This window comes from Herbaspirillum sp. C7C8 (assembly GCF_022627875.1).
Lineage (GTDB): Bacteria > Pseudomonadota > Gammaproteobacteria > Burkholderiales > Burkholderiaceae_D > Herbaspirillum.
In genome coordinates this window covers 1-16,264 of sequence record NZ_JABXGG010000004.1, presented here as the reverse complement: position 1 = coordinate 16,264, position 16,264 = coordinate 1, and the positions used below count along the sequence as shown (strand labels likewise).

General features: G+C 59.6%; 15 protein-coding genes. 6 read left to right on the top strand and 9 right to left on the bottom strand.

Translation table 11 applies throughout. The annotated features are described in order from the left end of the window. Positions 1-3: 3 nt before the first annotated feature. The 8 genes from HWE01_RS06540 to fcl are packed head-to-tail and all read right to left on the bottom strand — an operon-like array spanning position 4 to position 7,938. Positions 4-933 (bottom strand): NAD-dependent epimerase/dehydratase family protein, encoded by a 930-nt coding sequence (locus HWE01_RS06540; RefSeq protein ID WP_241821371.1) that lies wholly within the window; start codon positions 931-933, stop codon positions 4-6. 2 nt (positions 934-935) lie between these two features. Beyond that, positions 936-1,856: a transketolase family protein gene (locus tag HWE01_RS06535; protein ID WP_241821370.1), complete on the bottom strand. Its 921-nt coding sequence runs from the start codon at positions 1,854-1,856 to the stop codon at positions 936-938. After that, complete coding sequence (locus HWE01_RS06530; RefSeq protein WP_241821369.1) at positions 1,853-2,674, bottom strand: transketolase; 822 nt, start codon at positions 2,672-2,674, stop codon at positions 1,853-1,855. Before HWE01_RS06530 ends, HWE01_RS06535 begins: the two co-directional genes overlap by 4 nt. 15 nt (positions 2,675-2,689) lie before the next feature. Continuing rightward, on the bottom strand, positions 2,690-4,012 hold the full coding sequence (gene rfbH, locus HWE01_RS06525; protein WP_241821368.1) for a lipopolysaccharide biosynthesis protein RfbH: 1,323 nt from the start codon (positions 4,010-4,012) through the stop codon (positions 2,690-2,692). Between the two features lie 3 nt (positions 4,013-4,015). After that, positions 4,016-5,095: a CDP-glucose 4,6-dehydratase gene (gene rfbG, locus HWE01_RS06520; protein ID WP_241821367.1), complete on the bottom strand. Its 1,080-nt coding sequence runs from the start codon at positions 5,093-5,095 to the stop codon at positions 4,016-4,018. Continuing rightward, positions 5,092-5,865, bottom strand: a complete 774-nt coding sequence (rfbF, locus tag HWE01_RS06515; protein WP_241821366.1) for a glucose-1-phosphate cytidylyltransferase — start codon at positions 5,863-5,865, stop codon at positions 5,092-5,094. Before rfbF ends, rfbG begins: the two co-directional genes overlap by 4 nt. 1 nt (position 5,866) lies before the next feature. Beyond that, positions 5,867-6,970 (bottom strand): GDP-mannose 4,6-dehydratase, encoded by a 1,104-nt coding sequence (gmd, locus tag HWE01_RS06510; protein ID WP_241821365.1) that lies wholly within the window; start codon positions 6,968-6,970, stop codon positions 5,867-5,869. Further along, positions 6,967-7,938, bottom strand: coding sequence for a GDP-L-fucose synthase (gene fcl / locus HWE01_RS06505; RefSeq protein ID WP_241821364.1), 972 nt, complete (start codon positions 7,936-7,938; stop codon positions 6,967-6,969). Before fcl ends, gmd begins: the two co-directional genes overlap by 4 nt. A gap of 527 nt (positions 7,939-8,465) precedes the next feature. Here fcl and HWE01_RS06500 point away from each other — a divergent pair. The 6 genes from HWE01_RS06500 (at position 8,466) to waaA (ending at position 15,804) form a co-directional block, all read left to right on the top strand. Continuing rightward, the gene (locus tag HWE01_RS06500) at positions 8,466-9,026 is read left to right on the top strand and encodes a sugar transferase (RefSeq protein ID WP_241821363.1); all 561 of its coding nucleotides are present in this window, start codon (positions 8,466-8,468) and stop codon (positions 9,024-9,026) included. Positions 9,027-9,034: 8 nt separating this feature from the next. Further along, the gene (locus HWE01_RS06495) at positions 9,035-11,011 is read left to right on the top strand and encodes a polysaccharide biosynthesis protein (protein WP_241821362.1); all 1,977 of its coding nucleotides are present in this window, start codon (positions 9,035-9,037) and stop codon (positions 11,009-11,011) included. 47 nt (positions 11,012-11,058) lie between these two features. Further along, positions 11,059-12,435, top strand: coding sequence for a phosphomannomutase/phosphoglucomutase (locus tag HWE01_RS06490; protein WP_241821361.1), 1,377 nt, complete (start codon positions 11,059-11,061; stop codon positions 12,433-12,435). Between the two features lie 58 nt (positions 12,436-12,493). Further along, entirely contained in the window at positions 12,494-13,471 is a 978-nt protein-coding gene (gene waaC / locus HWE01_RS06485; RefSeq protein WP_241821360.1) for a lipopolysaccharide heptosyltransferase I, read from the top strand. Positions 13,472-13,637: 166 nt separating this feature from the next. Beyond that, positions 13,638-14,507, top strand: coding sequence for a Kdo hydroxylase KdoO (gene kdoO / locus HWE01_RS06480; protein WP_241821359.1), 870 nt, complete (start codon positions 13,638-13,640; stop codon positions 14,505-14,507). 1 nt (position 14,508) lies between these two features. Continuing rightward, positions 14,509-15,804 (top strand): lipid IV(A) 3-deoxy-D-manno-octulosonic acid transferase, encoded by a 1,296-nt coding sequence (gene waaA / locus HWE01_RS06475; protein WP_241821358.1) that lies wholly within the window; start codon positions 14,509-14,511, stop codon positions 15,802-15,804. 203 nt (positions 15,805-16,007) lie between these two features. Here waaA and HWE01_RS06470 read toward each other — a convergent pair. Further along, positions 16,008-16,264, bottom strand: a 257-nt coding sequence (locus tag HWE01_RS06470) for a hypothetical protein (RefSeq protein WP_241821357.1), incomplete at its 5' end; no start/stop codon positions are given.

Below are 16,264 nucleotides of genomic sequence, written 5' to 3'. Positions count from 1 at the left end.
ACATCAGGTCTGGGAAAGGAGTTGATCAACAGTGTTGGTGACTGCTGAGAGCGAATCGAGCCGGGGCAGATATCCGAACTCGGCGGCTTTCCGGTTTTCTGAAAAATAATGGGGTTTGATGCCCGTTGCATTGATGCCCGCAGGCTGGTCGACCAAGCGATAGCGCAGTTGGAAACGCTTGCTCAGATGATCCAGTAACTGCATCTTGCCCACGGGGGCGAGGCTGTAGGCATCGACGGCGATATTGCAGGCGGGATGCTGGAGCACACTGCAAATCAGCGCAAAGAGATCTGCAGGGCTGATGTAATCTCGATAGATATCCTGGCTTGAGGTTTCCAGGAGATGCCCCTGAGCCAGCGCACGGACGATGTCAGCCAGCAGGAAGCGGCTGTTCATGTCCAGGCTGGGACTGACGTAACTGAACACCCTGATGTCGCAGATGCCCAGGTCCGGTCTGGCACGGTGTCGGCATTCGGTCTGGAACTTGGCCAGTCCGTACCAATGGCGCTGGTCCAGTGCGTTGATCGGGAAGCTGGCGACGGTGGTGTGTCGAGCCGGAAGTTCGAAGTCGGAGCCATAGGCCGCGCCGCTGCTCAGAAACACGTAGCGACAACCGGGATGCTGATGCAGGTAGGCCAGCACCATGTCATCGTATCGTGTCGTCAGATCCAGGATGTTTGCCCCCAACGCTGCGGCGCGTGCCGGACTGCCGGCACCGATGAAATTGAGGACTACATCGAACGCGGGGCGTTGCGTCCATTCGCTGAGACTGCGGGCAGCAGGTACCGTATGCGGTCCGGTTTTCTGCCGCCAGGCTTCATCGGTATCGAGGTCGCGCAGGAAACGCTCCAGTTGCACGCCGGACGTTGCTGCAAACAAGGGCGCCAGATCGCGCGCAATCTGGCTGGATGCGCCTAGAAAAGCGATGCGCATGATCAGGCTCCTTGAAGCAATGCTTCAAGGCGATGGCGCACGGAATCGTCGTCAATGCCGTGTTCCTTGAGCAGGTAGGCGTGCGTGCCGCAGTGTTCGGAAAAACGATCCTCCACGCCTATGCGCACTACGCGGGTCGGCGCCATGGTACAGGCGATTTCACTGACCAGTGACCCCAGTCCTCCGATGACCGAATGCTCTTCCAGCGTGACGACACAGGTACTGTTCCTGCACAGGGCGGCAATCTGCTCTGCTGGAGCCGGCTTGAGGCAAGGGGCGCTCCAGACAGAAAACTGCGGAAAGGCCTCCTGTGTCAGCCGCAGGGCCGTGACCACCATGGATCCAGTGGCTACAAGCACGGGTGCTGCGGCGTGGCCCTGTTTGAGCGGAAGCCATCGGCCCGCGTGGGTGTCTGACAAGGGAGCGTCGTGGACGTCGCCGCGGTCGCTCTTGCCCATGCGCAGATAGACAGGCCCGCTCGCAGCATAGGCCATCTGCATGCAAAGCTTCATTTCGAAGCGGTCGGCAGGGGAGTAAATGGCCAGGTTGGGAATGGCGCGGGTGCAGGCGATGTCCTCGGTGGACTGGTGACTCGTGCCAAGATGGCTGTACACGAAGCCAGCGCCATCCCCGAGGAAGACGACCGGGAGCTTGTCGTGCGCCACATCGATCTTGATCTGTTCCAGTACGCGTACCGGGACGAAGGCGCTCAAGCCATAGACAAAAGGACGAAATCCTGCTTTGGCAAGCCCCGCTGCCATGCCCACCATGTTTTGCTCCGCGATCCCGGCGTTGATGTACTGGTCGGGACATTCGCGACGGAAGCTGTCAAACAGGGCATACCCGTGATCTCCCGTCAGCAGAAGTACGCGGGGATCGGCCTTGGCCAATGCAAGCAGGGCTTCGCTGAACGCAGCTCTCATGCTTTTCCTTCGGATAACTGCTGGATCGCCCGGGCATAGCTTTCCGCATCCAGGCGTGTGTAATGCCAGCGATTGTCATGTTCCATGAAGCTTACGCCGCGCCCCTTGACCGTGCGGGCCACCAGGGCCTTGGGCGCTCTGGAAGTGCTGTTCCTCAGTGCTTCCAGGCGGGCGTGGATCTGTGCTTCGTCGTGTCCGTCGACCGACATGGTTTCGAACCCGAAGCTGATGAATTTGCTTTCGATCGATCCGAGGTCAATGACTTCCTCGGTCTTGCCCATGGCCTGGAAACCGTTGGCGTCGATGAGCACGGTCAAGTCCTTGAGCTGGTGATGTGCCGCAAACATGGCCGCTTCCCAGATCGTGCCTTCGTTGAGTTCGCCGTCACCCAGCAAGACAAAGGTACGTTGACCGGTTTGGTCCAGCTTGGCGGCCAGAGCAAGTCCGACGCCGACGGAGAAGCCATGACCCAAGGATCCGGAAGTTACCTCGAGGCCCGGTACGCGTGAGTCGGACAATCCCTTGAGAAGCGATCCGTCGGAGAAATAGTTTTCGATATCATGACGCGACAGCCACTGCCTTTCCAGCATGCAGGCGTATTGCGCCATGACACCATGTCCCTTGCTGAGAATCAGGAAGTCACGTGCCGCGTGCTCCGGATCGTTATCGGGATAGCGCAGGTGCGAACGGTACAGCACAGCCAGCAGTTCAATGATCGAGAACGCGCAGGCAATATGCACGGTAGAGCCCGCGTAGGCCATCTCCAGCACGGTGCGCCTCAATTGAGAGGCGTTGAAGGTGGCGGTACTCGGGCTCACGGTTGTTTCCATATTTCAGAAATTGACGCCCAGGAACTGCTCGATCCTGTCCGCCGCATAGTCCAGCATCGCCTGGTCCAGCGCAGGTTGAACGCCGATCCAGAAGGTATTGTTCATCACGATGTCGGTATTGGTGAGTTCGCCGCTGACACGATACTGGCGGCCCTCCATGTAGGGCTGGCGTGTCAGGTTGCCGGCAAACAGCAATCGGGTTCCTACTTTTTGCTGGTCCAGGTAGGTCAGCAGGTCCACGCGGCTTACCGGCGCATTTTCGCGCAAGGTGATCGGAAATCCGAACCACGAGGGCTGACTGTTCTCGGTCGCCTCCGGAAGAATCAGGAACTCGGCGCAGCTTTGCAGGCGCTGTTTCAGATGGGCGAAGTTTGCCTTGCGCTTTTCGATGAAGAGAGGCGCCTTGGCCAACTGTGCAAGACCGCAGGCAGCCTGCATATCGGTGATCTTGAGGTTGTACCCCAGATGACTGTAGGTGTACTTGTGGTCGTAGCCTTCGGGCAGACGACCCATTTTCCAGCAGAAGCGCTTGCCGCAGGTATTGTCCTTGCCCGGGGGGCAGTAGCAATCCCGTCCCCAGTCACGGAAACTTTCGGCGATCTGCTTGAGCTCGGGATTGTTGGTAAAGACGGCACCGCCTTCACCCATCGTGATGTGGTGCGCGGGATAGAAACTGAGCGTACCTATATCGCCAAAGGTCCCCACCATCTTGCCGTCATAGGTCGACCCGAGCGCATCGCAGCAATCCTCGATCAGCCACAGCTTGTATTTCTTGCACAACGCAGTGATCACCGACAGGTTGTAGGGATTACCCAGCGTATGCGCCAGCATGATGGCCTTGGTACGCGGTGTGATGGCGGCCTCGATCTTCGAGGCATCGATGTTGTATGTTCCCAGTTCCACATCGACGAACACCGGGACCGCACCAAATTGCAGGATCGGGTTGACCGTGGTGGGGAAGCCGGCAGCCACGCCGATAACCTCGTCGCCCTGTGTGATGGCGCGGGCGCCAAGTTTGGGAGAGGTCAGCGTCGAGAAAGCGACCAGATTGGCCGACGAGCCTGAATTGACGGTAATGAGGTAGTCGACACCGATGAACTTCGCCAACGCCGCTTCAAACTGGTCGTTGAAGCGGCCGGTCGTCAGCCATCCATCCAGAGATGCCTCGACCATCATCTTGAGCTCGGCGCCGTCGATCAGCTTGCCGGATGGAGGAATCGCCGTTACCCCGGGTTCAAATGACTTGGGTGCCAGCGCCAGGGCTGCGTATTCGTCGACCAGAGCAGCGATCTGCTGGCGGATCAGTAGAGTTTTGGCTTGTTGCATGACTTAATCTGCGTGGGTAAGCGATCCGTAATGGCGGATCTGGTCCAAGGTGAGCGCACGGACATCGGCGCCCTGCATACGTTGTCTAGCCCACTCTACGGTGAGTTTCAAGGCGTCTTCCAGTCGCAGTCGGGGTTGCCAATTCAATGCCTGCATGGCGTTGGTACTGTCCAGACGAAGTTGTCCAGCCTCATGGTGTTGCAGGGAGGCTGTATTGACCCAGCTGGCACCTTCGCCCCAGAGCGCCGTCATTTTTTCCGCAATCCACGATACGGGACGCGCATCTTCTGCGCGAGGGCCGAAGTTCCAGGGCTGGGCGAAGCGAGGGCCTTGCTCATGCAGCAGTTCGGCCAAGCGGAGATAGCCCGTGATGGGCTCCAGGACATGCTGCCAGGGGCGCACCGACGACGGTGACCGGATGCCCGCAGCTTCGCCACGCGTGAAGGCAGCCACGATATCCGGGATCAGCCGGTTGTCGGCCCAGTCGCCGCCACCGATGACATTGCCGGCGCGTGCCGTGGCGACGGCAACGCCGTGACGGTCGAACGTTTCCGTGCTGAAGAACGAATCGCGGAAGCAGGCGCTGACAAGCTCCGAGCACGCCTTGCTGTTGCTGTACGGGTCATGACCGCCCAAACGTTCATTTTCCCGATAGGGCCAGGACCACTCGCGGTTCTCGTAGCATTTGTCAGTGGTGACATTCACCACGGCACGCACGCCGCCTGACTGCCGCACTGCTTCCAGCACATGCACCGTACCCATGACATTGGTTGCGTAGGTTTCTACGGGATTGCTGTACGAATAGCCGACCAGGGGCTGCGCAGCCAAATGCAGCACGATTTCCGGACGCGACTGCTGCATGGCGTCCTGCAGGCTTGCCAGATCCCGTATGTCACCGATGATCGAACGCATGCCAGTGGCGACCGACGCCTCTTCAAACAAGCTGGGCTGGGTCGGAGGCGGCAATGCAAAGCCGGTCACTTCGGCCTCTGCTTCCTGCAACATCAGGCTCAGCCAGCTTCCCTTGAAGCCCGTATGGCCGGTCAGGAACACCCTGCGGCCGGCCCAGAATTGGCGGTTCATGACCATACCTTCCAGGGGGCATTGCCACTGCGCCACAAGCTCTCAAGGAAATTTTTGTCCCGCAGGGTGTCCATGGGCTGCCAAAAGCCCTCATGACGGAATGCGGACAGCTCGCCCTGTGTGGACAGGGCTTCCAGCGGTTCGGCTTCCCAGACAGTACTGTCTCCCTCGATCAGGTCAATTACCTTTGGCGAGAGCACGAAGAAGCCGCCATTGATCATGCCGCCATCCCCCTTGGGCTTTTCCTTGAAACTGCGGACCTTGTTTTCGGCAAGATCCAGTGCGCCGAAGCGTCCCGGGGGGTAGGTCGCTGTCAGTGTCGCCAGCGTATTCTGTGCACGATGGAAAGCCAGCAACTGCGCTATGTCGACGTTGCCCACACCATCGCCATAGGTAAAGAAGAAGGCTTCCTCGTCCTGCAGGTAGGGCGCAGCGCGTTTGAGGCGTCCACCGGTCATCGTGTCGATGCCGGTGTTGAGCAAGGTAATGCGCCAGGGCTCGGCATAGCGGTGCAGCACTTCCATGCTGTTCTGGCTTAAATCCAGCGTCACATCCGACATATGCAGGAAGTAATTGGCGAAATACTCCTTGATCACGTAACCCCGGTAGCCGCAGCAGATGATGAAGTCATTCACGCCGAAGTGGGAATAGATCTTCATGATGTGCCAAAGAATCGGCATGCCGCCTACCTCTACCATTGGCTTGGGTTTGATATCGGTCTCTTCCGAGATGCGCGTGCCGAGCCCGCCGGCCAAGATGACTGCTTTCATCTCATTCCGTGCTGACAGTTATTTCGAAGCCGTGCTGCTTGAGCAGCGCGTGTTGTTTGGCTTGCGAGAGGTCGTAAGCCACCATTTCCTCGACCATCTGGTCGACGGTGATTTCAGGCGTCCATCCGAGCTTTTCCTTGGCCTTGGTGGGGTCTCCCAGCAGGGTCTCGACTTCCGTCGGGCGGAAATAACGCGGGTCGATCCGTACAATCGCTCTATCATTCCAGTAGCCGACTTCATCGACACCCTGGCCTTTCCAGGTCAGCTGCATGCCCAGCGCGGCGGCGGTCTTCTCGATAAACGCGCGTACACTGATCTGCACACCGGTCGCAATGACGAAGTCTTCCGGCTGCTCCTGCTGCAGCATGAGCCACTGCATGCGCACATAGTCACGTGCATGGCCCCAGTCGCGCAGAGCATCGATGTTGCCCATGTACAGGCATTCTTCCAGACCCTGGCTGATGTTGGCCAAGCCACGGGTTATCTTGCGGGTGACGAAGGTTTCGCCGCGACGAGGGCTCTCGTGGTTGAACAGAATGCCGTTGCAGGCATAGATTCCATAGGCTTCGCGATAGTTGACCGTGATCCAGTAGGCGTACATCTTGGCCACGGCATAGGGACTGCGCGGATAGAATGGCGTGGTCTCGCGTTGTGGCGTTTCCTGCACCAGACCATAGAGCTCACTTGTGCTGGCCTGATAAAAGCGGGTTTTTTTCTCGAGACCCAGGATGCGGATGGCCTCCAGTATGCGCAAGGTGCCAATGGCATCGACATCGGCGGTATATTCCGGGCTTTCGAAGCTGACCGCCACGTGACTTTGCGCTCCCAGATTGTAGATCTCGTCCGGTTGCGTTTCCTGGATGATGCGAATCAGATTGCTGGTGTCGCTCAGGTCTCCATAGTGCAATTTGAAATTGCTGTTTTCAATATGCGGATCCTGATAAATGTGATCGATGCGCTGCGTGTTGAACAGACTTGCGCGACGCTTGATGCCATGGACGATGTAGCCCTTTTCAAGCAAGAACTCTGCAAGGTACGAGCCATCCTGACCTGTGACGCCCGTGATCAGGGCAACTTTGCGCATCGATTGGGAAGAGGTTGTCATGCCGAATAGACTTTCAGAAATTCACGATAGGTAATGTTGAGTCCTTGCCGCAGATCGATCTTGGCGTTCCAGCCCAGTGAACTGAGGCGGGAACTGTCCATCAGCTTGCGAGGCGTGCCATCAGGCTTGCTGGCATCGAACCTCAGTTCGCCGGTGTAACCCACGGTCTGCGCGACCAGTGTTGCCAGTTCACGAATGCTGACATCGCTTCCATAGCCCACATTGATATGGCTGAGCATGGGGCTGGTGTGACGCTGGTATTGCTCCGCCGACAGCTGCATGACGTGCACGCAGGCCGCGGCCATGTCATCAACATAGAGGAATTCGCGCATCGGTGTCCCGCTGCCCCACACTACCACCTCCGGACTGTCGTTCAGCTTGGCCTCATGGAAGCGACGGATCAGGGCCGGGATCACGTGCGAATTCTCCGGATGATAATTGTCCCCCTCGCCATAAAGGTTGGTCGGCATGACGCTGCGGTAGTCGATCTGATGCGAGGCACCGTACTGGCGGTTGTAGCTTTCGCAGAGCTTGATGCCGGCAATCTTGGCGATGGCATAGGGCTCGTTGGTTGGCTCCAGCTGGCCGGTCAGCAACGCTTCTTCCTTGATCGGCTGCGCCGCCAGTTTGGGGTAGATGCAGCTGGATCCGAGGAACAGCAGCTTCTTGACCCCGGCACGGAAGGCTGAATCGATGACATTGGCCTGGATCATGAGATTCTGGTGAATGAACTCAGCCGGAAATGTATTGTTGGCGTAGATGCCGCCCACCTTGGCCGCAGCGAGGTAGACCTCGTCGGGACGTTGCTGATCGAAGAAATCCTTGACGGCCTGCTGGTTGGTCAGGTCCAGTTCCGCATGGGTGCGGACGACGATGTTGGCTTGCCCGGCGGCAAGCAGCTGGCGAATGATGGCGGAGCCGACCATGCCCCGGTGCCCGGCTACGTAAATCTTTTTGCTGGCTGTCATAGCAGAAGTGCTCATAACGTTGGATGGAAGAGGACGCAGTCAAATCGTTCGCGTCCAGACCCGGATCAATTCAGTTGCACTAGAGTTCGATGCTGGCTGTTGGGCTCATCTGATGCCTTCAGCCACTTTGCCTTTTCTTGCAGATTATCTACCCCCGACATTCTCGGCTGCGATACGCTGGAAATACATATCGCGCCGCCCGGTCTGCTGTAATTTTTCGCAAATGCCGGCTCGCATGAGTGCCAGCGTCCTGATGACGGCGCCGGCCGCCACGATTCGCGCCGTACGACCTCTCGGCTTATAATTTCCGCGGCGCACAAGTGCGACGGAGTCGCGTTGAGTCATCACACAAATACTCATTTGCCGGGAAGGCTGGCTAAACATTATATTGTATCATACGGGTCTTCCCAATGAGCGATCGCTTGCTTCGATGCAATATTGGATATATGTTGGACATCTTGCTTCCTGTTCCTTTTTGCATATCCGCCACGGCTACACGACAATAAGTTTTTAACGAGAACGGAATCATGAAGCGATCTTTTGATGTTGTTGCTGCTGTTGTTGCTGCTGTTCTGCTCCTTGTTCCTTGCATTGTTGTCTATCTGTTGGTCATCATGACATCCCCCGGTCCCGCCATTTATTGGTCTGATCGCGTGGGTCGCAACAACAAGATTTTTCGCATGCCCAAATTCCGCACGATGCGCGTCAATACGCCGGCGGTGGCGACCCACCTGCTCGCGGATCCGGCATCTCACCTCACTCCGATTGGTGGCTTTCTGCGCAAGACCAGCCTGGATGAGCTGCCGCAACTATGGTGCATTCTGCGGGGAGAAATGAGCTTTGTCGGGCCGCGCCCTGCCTTGTTCAATCAGGATGATCTGATCCGGATGCGCACCGCCGCGGGCGTTTCCGAGCTCACTCCGGGGCTGACGGGCTGGGCCCAGATCAATGGGCGGGACGAGTTGCCAATTGATGTGAAGGTCCAGTACGACGTGGAGTATCTGTCCAGACAGAGCTTCAGCTTCGATCTTTACATCATTTGGGAGACTGCGCGCAAGGTAATCAGCCGCAGTGGCGTATCTCACTAAGCCGGCTCATGCGACAAAAAATCATTCATCTGCCTCGTACTACCAAGCAAGGTATCGCCATCGCGGTAGATATTTTCATTTGTATCCTTTCGACCTGGATCGCTTTTTCACTGCGTCTGGATACTTTGCATTTTCCTGAAGGTTATCAATGGCACGCCTATCAGGTTGCGCCATTGTTCTCGTTGCCTATCTTCTTGCGCTTCGGGTTGTATCGCGCGGTATTCCGCTACACCGGGATCGCGGCCATGGTCTCCATTGCCAAGGCAGTGGCCGTCTACGGTGCAGCCTATTTCACGTTCCTGGTTTGGATGGGGTTGCCTGGGGTGCCGCGGTCGGTAGGCATCCTGCAACCTTTGCTGATGTTTTCGATGGTGGGCGGGACCCGCGCCTTCGCCCGCTTGTGGCTCAGTCAGGCTGATGGTGAGTTCAATGGGCAGCGGCCCTCGCGCATGCTCATCTACGGCGCCGGTTCCGCCGGCGCGCAGATTGCAGACGTGCTGCATCGACGTCGGCAGTTCCAGGTCATCGGTTTCCTGGATGATCAGCCGGAAATGGCCGGAAAGCTGATCAACAGTCTCAAGGTCTACCCGGCCTCCGAGGTTGAGCGCGTCATTGGCTTGTTCGCGGTGACGGATGTGCTGCTTGCCGTGCCGTCGGCGTCACGTGCGCGGCGTAACGAGATCATCGAGCAGTTGCGCAAATTCCACGTGCATGTGAGCTCATTGCCCGATCTTTCCGATCTTGCCAAGGGGCGTATCAAGGTAGCGGATATCCATGAACTCGATATCATCGATCTGCTGGGTCGTGAGCCGGTCGCGCCCAATCTGGCCCTCATCAGCCGAAACATCAGCGAGAAGGTTGTCCTTGTCACTGGTGCCGGGGGTAGCATCGGAAGCGAACTTTGCCGCCAGATCATCGCGGCTCAGCCCAGTCATCTGCTGCTGCTGGATCACAACGAATTCAGTCTGTACAGCATTCATCAGGAACTGCACAAGGAGGTCGTGAATCTCGGGGCTGACATCCAGTTGATTCCCTTGCTTGGCAGCATCAAGGACTACGATCGCATCGAACAGATCTGCCGTACCTGGCGACCACGCACCATCTATCATGCCGCCGCCTACAAGCACGTGCCGCTGGTGGAGCATAATCCCGCCGAGGGTATTCGCAACAACGTTCTGGGTACCTACAATGTGGCGCGTGCAGCCATCGTATGGGGTGTGCAGGACTTCGTGCTGGTGAGCACGGACAAGGCGGTGCGTCCGACCAATATCATGGGTGCGACCAAGCGTGTGGCCGAGATGATCCTGCAGGCGTTGGCCAGCAACCCTGCCGTATGCCTCAGCCTGGAGGACAGCCAGGAGGAAACTTGCCAGGTTCAGACGCGCTTTTCCATGGTGCGTTTCGGCAACGTGCTGGACTCCTCAGGGTCGGTGGTACCTCTGTTCAGGCAGCAGATCAGCGCAGGCGGCCCGATCACGCTGACAGACCGTGAGGTCACGCGGTACTTCATGACTATTCCCGAGGCGGCGCAACTGGTCATCCAGGCCGCCGCCATGGCCGAAGGCGGCGATGTCTTCTTGCTGGAAATGGGCGAGCCGATCAAGATCATCGATCTGGCCTACCGGATGGTGCAACTGTCCGGGTTGACGGTCCGTGACGAGCACTATCCGCAGGGTGATATCGAAATTCAGGTGACCGGCCTGAGGCCGGGGGAAAAGCTTTACGAAGAACTTCTCATCGGAGAGAATGCCAAACGCACCGCGCATCCCCGTATCTTGCGCGCGCACGAGGAGCACCTGCGATGGCCGGAGTTGAAGGTCCATCTCGCGCAACTCATGACGTTGCTGGAAACCAATGATGTCGATGCGATCCGCAGTCTGTTGGCAACACTGGTGACGGGATATGAGCCGGCTGGGGAGATCGTGGATTGGATCAACAACGCCGAGTTGCAATCGAGCGAGAGCAGCGCCAGCCTTCCTGCCTGACTTGTTTTCATCTTCCTTCATGTACTCCTGACGTATTGATCTCATCAATGACCCTTCTTTCCAACACCATCTTCAAAGCCTACGACATCCGCGGCATCATCGACAAAACCCTGGACGACCAGGTCGCCTTCCAGATCGGCCAGGCCTTCGGTGCAGCCGCCCTGGCCCGGGGCCAGAAGAAAGTCGTGATCGGTCGTGACGGTCGTCTCTCCGGCCCCTCGCTCTCGGCCGCGCTGGCCAAGGGTCTGCAGGCAGTCGGCGTGGACGTGATCGATCTGGGCATGGTCGCGACCCCCATGGTCTATTTCGGTACCCACGTGCTGGATACGCAGTCGGGCATCATGGTTACCGGCAGCCACAATCCGCCGGACTACAACGGTTTCAAGATGGTGCTGGCTGGTGAGGCCATCCACGGCGAGACCATCCAGGCCCTGTATCACGCCATCGTCAAGGGCGAATTCCCGCAGGGCGCCGGCAGCTACAGCACGCACGACATCAAGGCGACCTACATTGCCCGCATGATTTCGGATGTGAAGCTGGCCCGTCCGCTGAAGATCGCCGTCGACTGCGGCAACGGCGTGGCCGGTGCCTTCGCCGGCGAAATCTACCGCGCCCTGGGGTGTGATGTCACCGAACTGTTCTGCGAAGTCGATGGCAACTTCCCCAACCACCACCCCGATCCGGCCCATCCGGAAAACCTGCAGGATCTGATCCGCTGCCTGCAGGAATCCGACAACGAACTCGGCCTGGCCTTCGATGGCGACGGCGATCGCCTGGGCCTGGTGACCAAGGACGGCCAGATCATCTATCCGGACCGCCAGCTGATGCTCTTCGCTGAAGACGTGCTGACCCGCAACCCGGGCAAGGAAATCCTCTACGACGTCAAGTGCACCCGCCACCTGGCCCCCTGGATCACCGCGCGCGGCGGCCAGCCGCTGATGTGGAAGACCGGCCACTCCCTGGTCAAGGCCAAGCTGCGTGAAACCGGGGCCCCGCTGGGCGGCGAGATGAGCGGCCATATCTTCTTCAAGGATCGCTGGTTCGGCTTCGACGACGGCCTCTATGCCGGCGTGCGCATGCTGGAACTGATGGCCCGCCAGAGCGACCCCTCGGCCGTGCTCAATGCCCTGCCGCAATCGGTCAGCACCCCGGAACTGCAACTGAAGCTGCAGGAAGGCGAGAACTTTGCCCTCATCGGCAAGCTGCAAAGCGATGCCAGGTTCGATGGCGCCCAGGACATCATCACCATCGACGGTCTGCGCGTGGAATACCCGGACGGCTTTGGTCTGGCCCGTTCATCCAACACCACGCCGGTGGTGGTGCTGCGCTTCGAGGCCGAGACGCCGGAGGCTCTGGAGCGTATCCAGGGAGAATTCCGCAAGGTCATCCTGGCCGCCCGTCCCGATGTGACACTGCCGTTCTGACCAGCCGATGAGGTAAGATGCTGGCCCACCATTAAAGTCACGCCAACGTGGGTCAGCCTTGAAAATTCTTATCGTCCGTGTCTCCTCGCTGGGAGATGTCGTCCACAACATGCCGATGGTGGCGGACATCCATCGTCATTTCCCCGGTGCCCAGATCGATTGGGTCGTCGAAGAAGGCTACACCAGCCTGGTCGGCCTCAACCGCCATGTGCACCAGATCATCCCCATCGCCCTGCGTCGCTGGCGCAAGACCCTCTTCTCGACAGCGACTCGCGCCGAGATCGGGGCCTTCCGTCGGCAACTGCAGACCGAGCGCTATGACGTCGTCTTCGATACCCAGGGCCTGCTCAAGACCAGCGTGGTGATGCGTATGGCCCGCCTGGCCCCGCAGGGCCGTCGGATCGGCCTGGCCAATGCGACCGAAGGTTCTGGATATGAAGCTCTCTCCCGAATCTTCCACGACCAGAGCATCCCGGTCGGCCTGCGTACCCATGCCGTCACGCGTGCCAGGCTGGTGGCGGCGGGCGCGCTGGGCTATCGGCTGGAGGGGCTGCCCGACTTTGCCCTGCAGCCGCCGGACCCGTCGCGATGGGCCTGGATGCCGGAGCAGCCATATGTCGTGTTCCTGCATGGTACCGCCCGTGCCGCCAAGCAATGGCCGCAGGACCGTTGGATCGCGCTGGGTCAGGCGCTGGCCGGGCGCGGCTTGCCGGTTCTGCTGCCCTGGGGCAATGCCCGGGAGCAGGAGGCCGCCCGCCAGCTGGCCGCCGGTATCCCCGGCGCGATCGTGCTGCCTGCACTGCCAATGATGCAAGCCGTGGCCCTGGTGCAGCAGGCGCGCCTGGTGATCGGCCTCGATACCGGACTGACTCATATCGCTGCCGCCTACGGCAAGCCCACAGTCGAGCTCTACTGTGACTCGCCGCGCTGGAAGACCGAGGGCAACTGGTCCCCGGCTATCGTCAACCTGGGTGATCTGGGGGCGTCTCCACGTGAAGAAGACGTGTTGCGCACCGCGCTGGAGCTGTTGTCCTGAGTTTTATCGCCCCTTGGGAGTCACTTGGGCATGTGTTGAAACAGATCAAACGCTCCGCGCAAAGCATCAATTTTGCGTGACAAGCCGCATCTGGCCTGCCTTCCAGACGTGCCAGGGCCAAGCTGTCGGCCACACGGGCAGGGCGCTTGCGGGCATAATACGCGCCATGGAATCGCAAATTATCGAGATTGGCCTGACCGAATGGCAGGTCGAGCATCCCAATGAGGACTGGATCACTGCACTGGAAGCCGGGAAGGTGCTGTATTTCCCGCAGCTGGCTTTCCAGCTCATGGAATCCGAGCGCAAGCTGCTGGATCCGGCCGTGCGCGCCCCCAAGTCGCGCAACATCAGCCTTGACGCGCGGGGGCACATCAAGGGGGCTGCCGGTGGAGCCGAGCAGCAGCTGGCGCTGGCGGCGATGATCGGGCGCTTCCGCGAGCAGGCGCTGTCGCTGGTGCACACGCTGCTGCCCAAGTACCGTGATGCCTTGCGCATTGCACCGACCAGCTATCGTCCGATGCAGGTGGAGACACGCGCCCAGTCCTGGCGTGCCGATGACCGCCGCATGCACGTGGACGCCTTTCCCTCGCGTCCCAATTACGGTGAACGTATCCTGCGCGTCTTCACCAATGTGAACCCCGATGGCGTGCCGCGCGTCTGGCGCGTGGGCGAGCCCTTCGAGACGGTGGCCCGGCGCTTTCTGCCACGCGCCAAGCCTTATGTGCGCTGGCAGGCCAGTGTGCTCAAGGCGCTGCACGTGACCAAGTCCTTGCGTAGCCAATACGATCACCTCATGCTGCAACTGCATGACGGCATGAAGAGCGACATGCAGTACCAGCAGGACGCCCAGCAGGTCACCATGCCCTTTGCCGCGGGCTCAGTCTGGATCTGTTTCTCGGACCAGGCCTCGCACGCGGTGATGTCGGGCCAGTACATGATGGAGCAGACCCTGCACCTGGCACCGGAACAGCAATACGACCCGCAATCCAGTCCGCTGGCCATCCTGACGCGCCTGGTCGGCCATCCTCTGGTCTGAGATGCGGGTGCTGTATTCCCTCGTCTGGTGGCTGGTGCTGCCTCTGGTGCTGCTGCGCCTGTGGCGGCGCGGCCGCAAGGAGCCCGGTTACCGGGCGCATGTGGCGCAACGCCTGGGTTTTTATTCGCACGATGCGCGCCTGTCTGATCCGCAGGCTCGGTTCATCTGGGTACACGCTGTCTCGGTCGGGGAGACCCGTGCCGCCGAACCGCTCATCGATGCCCTGCTGCAGCGCTATCCGCAACACTCCATTCTGTTGACCTGCATGACGGCCACCGGCCGCGCCACGGGGGCTCAGCTCTATGGCAAGCACGGGGCGCGCGTGGTGCAGAGTTTCCTGCCCTACGACACGGGGTGGATGTGCGCGCGTTTCCTGCGCCACTTCCGTCCGGTCGTGTGCGTGCTGATGGAAACCGAGGTCTGGCCCAATCTGATCGAACAGTGTCGCCGCCATCACGTGCCGGTGATGCTGGCCAATGCCCGCCTGTCGGAGCGTTCGCTGCGGCGAGGATTGCGCTTTGCCGCGTTGCTGCGTCCGGCGGCCGAGGCCATCGACAGGGTCGCCGCCCAGTCAGCCGCCGATGCCGAACGTTTGCGTGCCTTTGGTGCAGGCCATGTGGAAGTGACCGGTAGCCTCAAGTTTGATGTCCAGCCTCCGGTCGAGATGGTCGAGCGCGGGTTGGCATGGAAGCGGGCGCTCGGCGGGCGCAAGGTATTGCTGTGCGCCAGTACCCGTGAGGGCGAGGAAGCCTTGATTCTGGATGCGCTCGCCAAGCTGGGGCAGACCGACTGGCTGACGGTGATCGTTCCGCGCCATCCGCAGCGCTTTGATGAGGTGGCCGGAATGATTCTGGCGCATGGCTTGCGGCTGCGTCGGCGCGCCGAGCTGGAGCAGCACAACGATTGGAGTCAGGTTGATGTCGTGCTGGGAGACTCGATGGGTGAAATGTTCGCCTATTACGCCTTGTGTGATGTGGCCTTCATCGGCGGCAGTCTCCTCCCGCTGGGTGGACAGAACCTGATCGAGGCGCTGTCACTGGGCAGGCCGGTCCTCATTGGTGTGCATACCTTCAATTTCCAGCGCATCACCGAGGACGCCATCGACGCCGGCGCGGCCTTGCGCATTGAGAATGCGGCCACCTTGTTGCGTCAGTGGACGGCCCTGGTGACCGATGAGGAGCGCATGACCCGAGTGGCGGACGCCGCTGTCGCCTTTGCTCGACGTCACCAGGGGGCGACCGCGCGTAGCCTGGCGTTGTTGGCCCCCCTCGTGAATGAGGCTCAAGTTCGTCGATAGGCCTCGACGGTTGCCTTGAGCGCGTCGTCGACCGATACCGGCGGCGTCGTAAGGTGGAACGGCACGCAGGCGTGGGAAGGCGGCGTTAATGTCGCCGCGCCACGCATCTAATACAGGCGGACCGTAGGCCGGGCAATCACCACCAAGCACTGTGAGCAGGGGTAGCCCCGTGTTCCAGGACCTGCCTGCTAAATTATTTTCAATTATTTTTCAAAAAGTGCTTGCGTGGTGTGGAGGGCGTTGCTATAGTTCGCCCCCTGCTGACGCGACACACGAAGCGAAGTTGAAAAACAGAGCGACGGAGGTCGGCGAAGCAAAGAGGTGTGAAGCAGGTTGTAGGGCGTTTTAAATTGGAAGTAGTCAAAGCGGCAGTTAAGCGAGATGAAAAAATTTAAAACGAATCGCAAAAAAGTAGTTGACGCGATAAACAAACTGCTACATAATCTCGTTTCTCTGCTGC

Excerpts from the sequence above, each read along its gene's own strand:
- HWE01_RS06540 (WP_241821371.1), bottom strand. The coding sequence starts at position 933 with ATGCGCATCGCTTTTCTAGGCGCATCCAGCCAGATTGCGCGCGATCTG.
- HWE01_RS06535 (WP_241821370.1), bottom strand. The coding sequence starts at position 1,856 with ATGAGAGCTGCGTTCAGCGAAGCCCTGCTTGCATTGGCCAAGGCCGAT.
- rfbH (WP_241821368.1), bottom strand. The coding sequence starts at position 4,012 with ATGCAACAAGCCAAAACTCTACTGATCCGCCAGCAGATCGCTGCTCTG.
- rfbG (WP_241821367.1), bottom strand. The coding sequence starts at position 5,095 with ATGAACCGCCAATTCTGGGCCGGCCGCAGGGTGTTCCTGACCGGCCAT.
- rfbF (WP_241821366.1), bottom strand. The coding sequence starts at position 5,865 with ATGAAAGCAGTCATCTTGGCCGGCGGGCTCGGCACGCGCATCTCGGAA.
- gmd (WP_241821365.1), bottom strand. The coding sequence starts at position 6,970 with ATGACAACCTCTTCCCAATCGATGCGCAAAGTTGCCCTGATCACGGGC.
- fcl (WP_241821364.1), bottom strand. The coding sequence starts at position 7,938 with ATGACAGCCAGCAAAAAGATTTACGTAGCCGGGCACCGGGGCATGGTC.
- HWE01_RS06500 (WP_241821363.1), top strand. The coding sequence starts at position 8,466 with ATGAAGCGATCTTTTGATGTTGTTGCTGCTGTTGTTGCTGCTGTTCTG.
- HWE01_RS06495 (WP_241821362.1), top strand. The coding sequence starts at position 9,035 with ATGCGACAAAAAATCATTCATCTGCCTCGTACTACCAAGCAAGGTATC.
- HWE01_RS06490 (WP_241821361.1), top strand. The coding sequence starts at position 11,059 with ATGACCCTTCTTTCCAACACCATCTTCAAAGCCTACGACATCCGCGGC.
- kdoO (WP_241821359.1), top strand. The coding sequence starts at position 13,638 with ATGGAATCGCAAATTATCGAGATTGGCCTGACCGAATGGCAGGTCGAG.
- waaA (WP_241821358.1), top strand. The coding sequence starts at position 14,509 with ATGCGGGTGCTGTATTCCCTCGTCTGGTGGCTGGTGCTGCCTCTGGTG.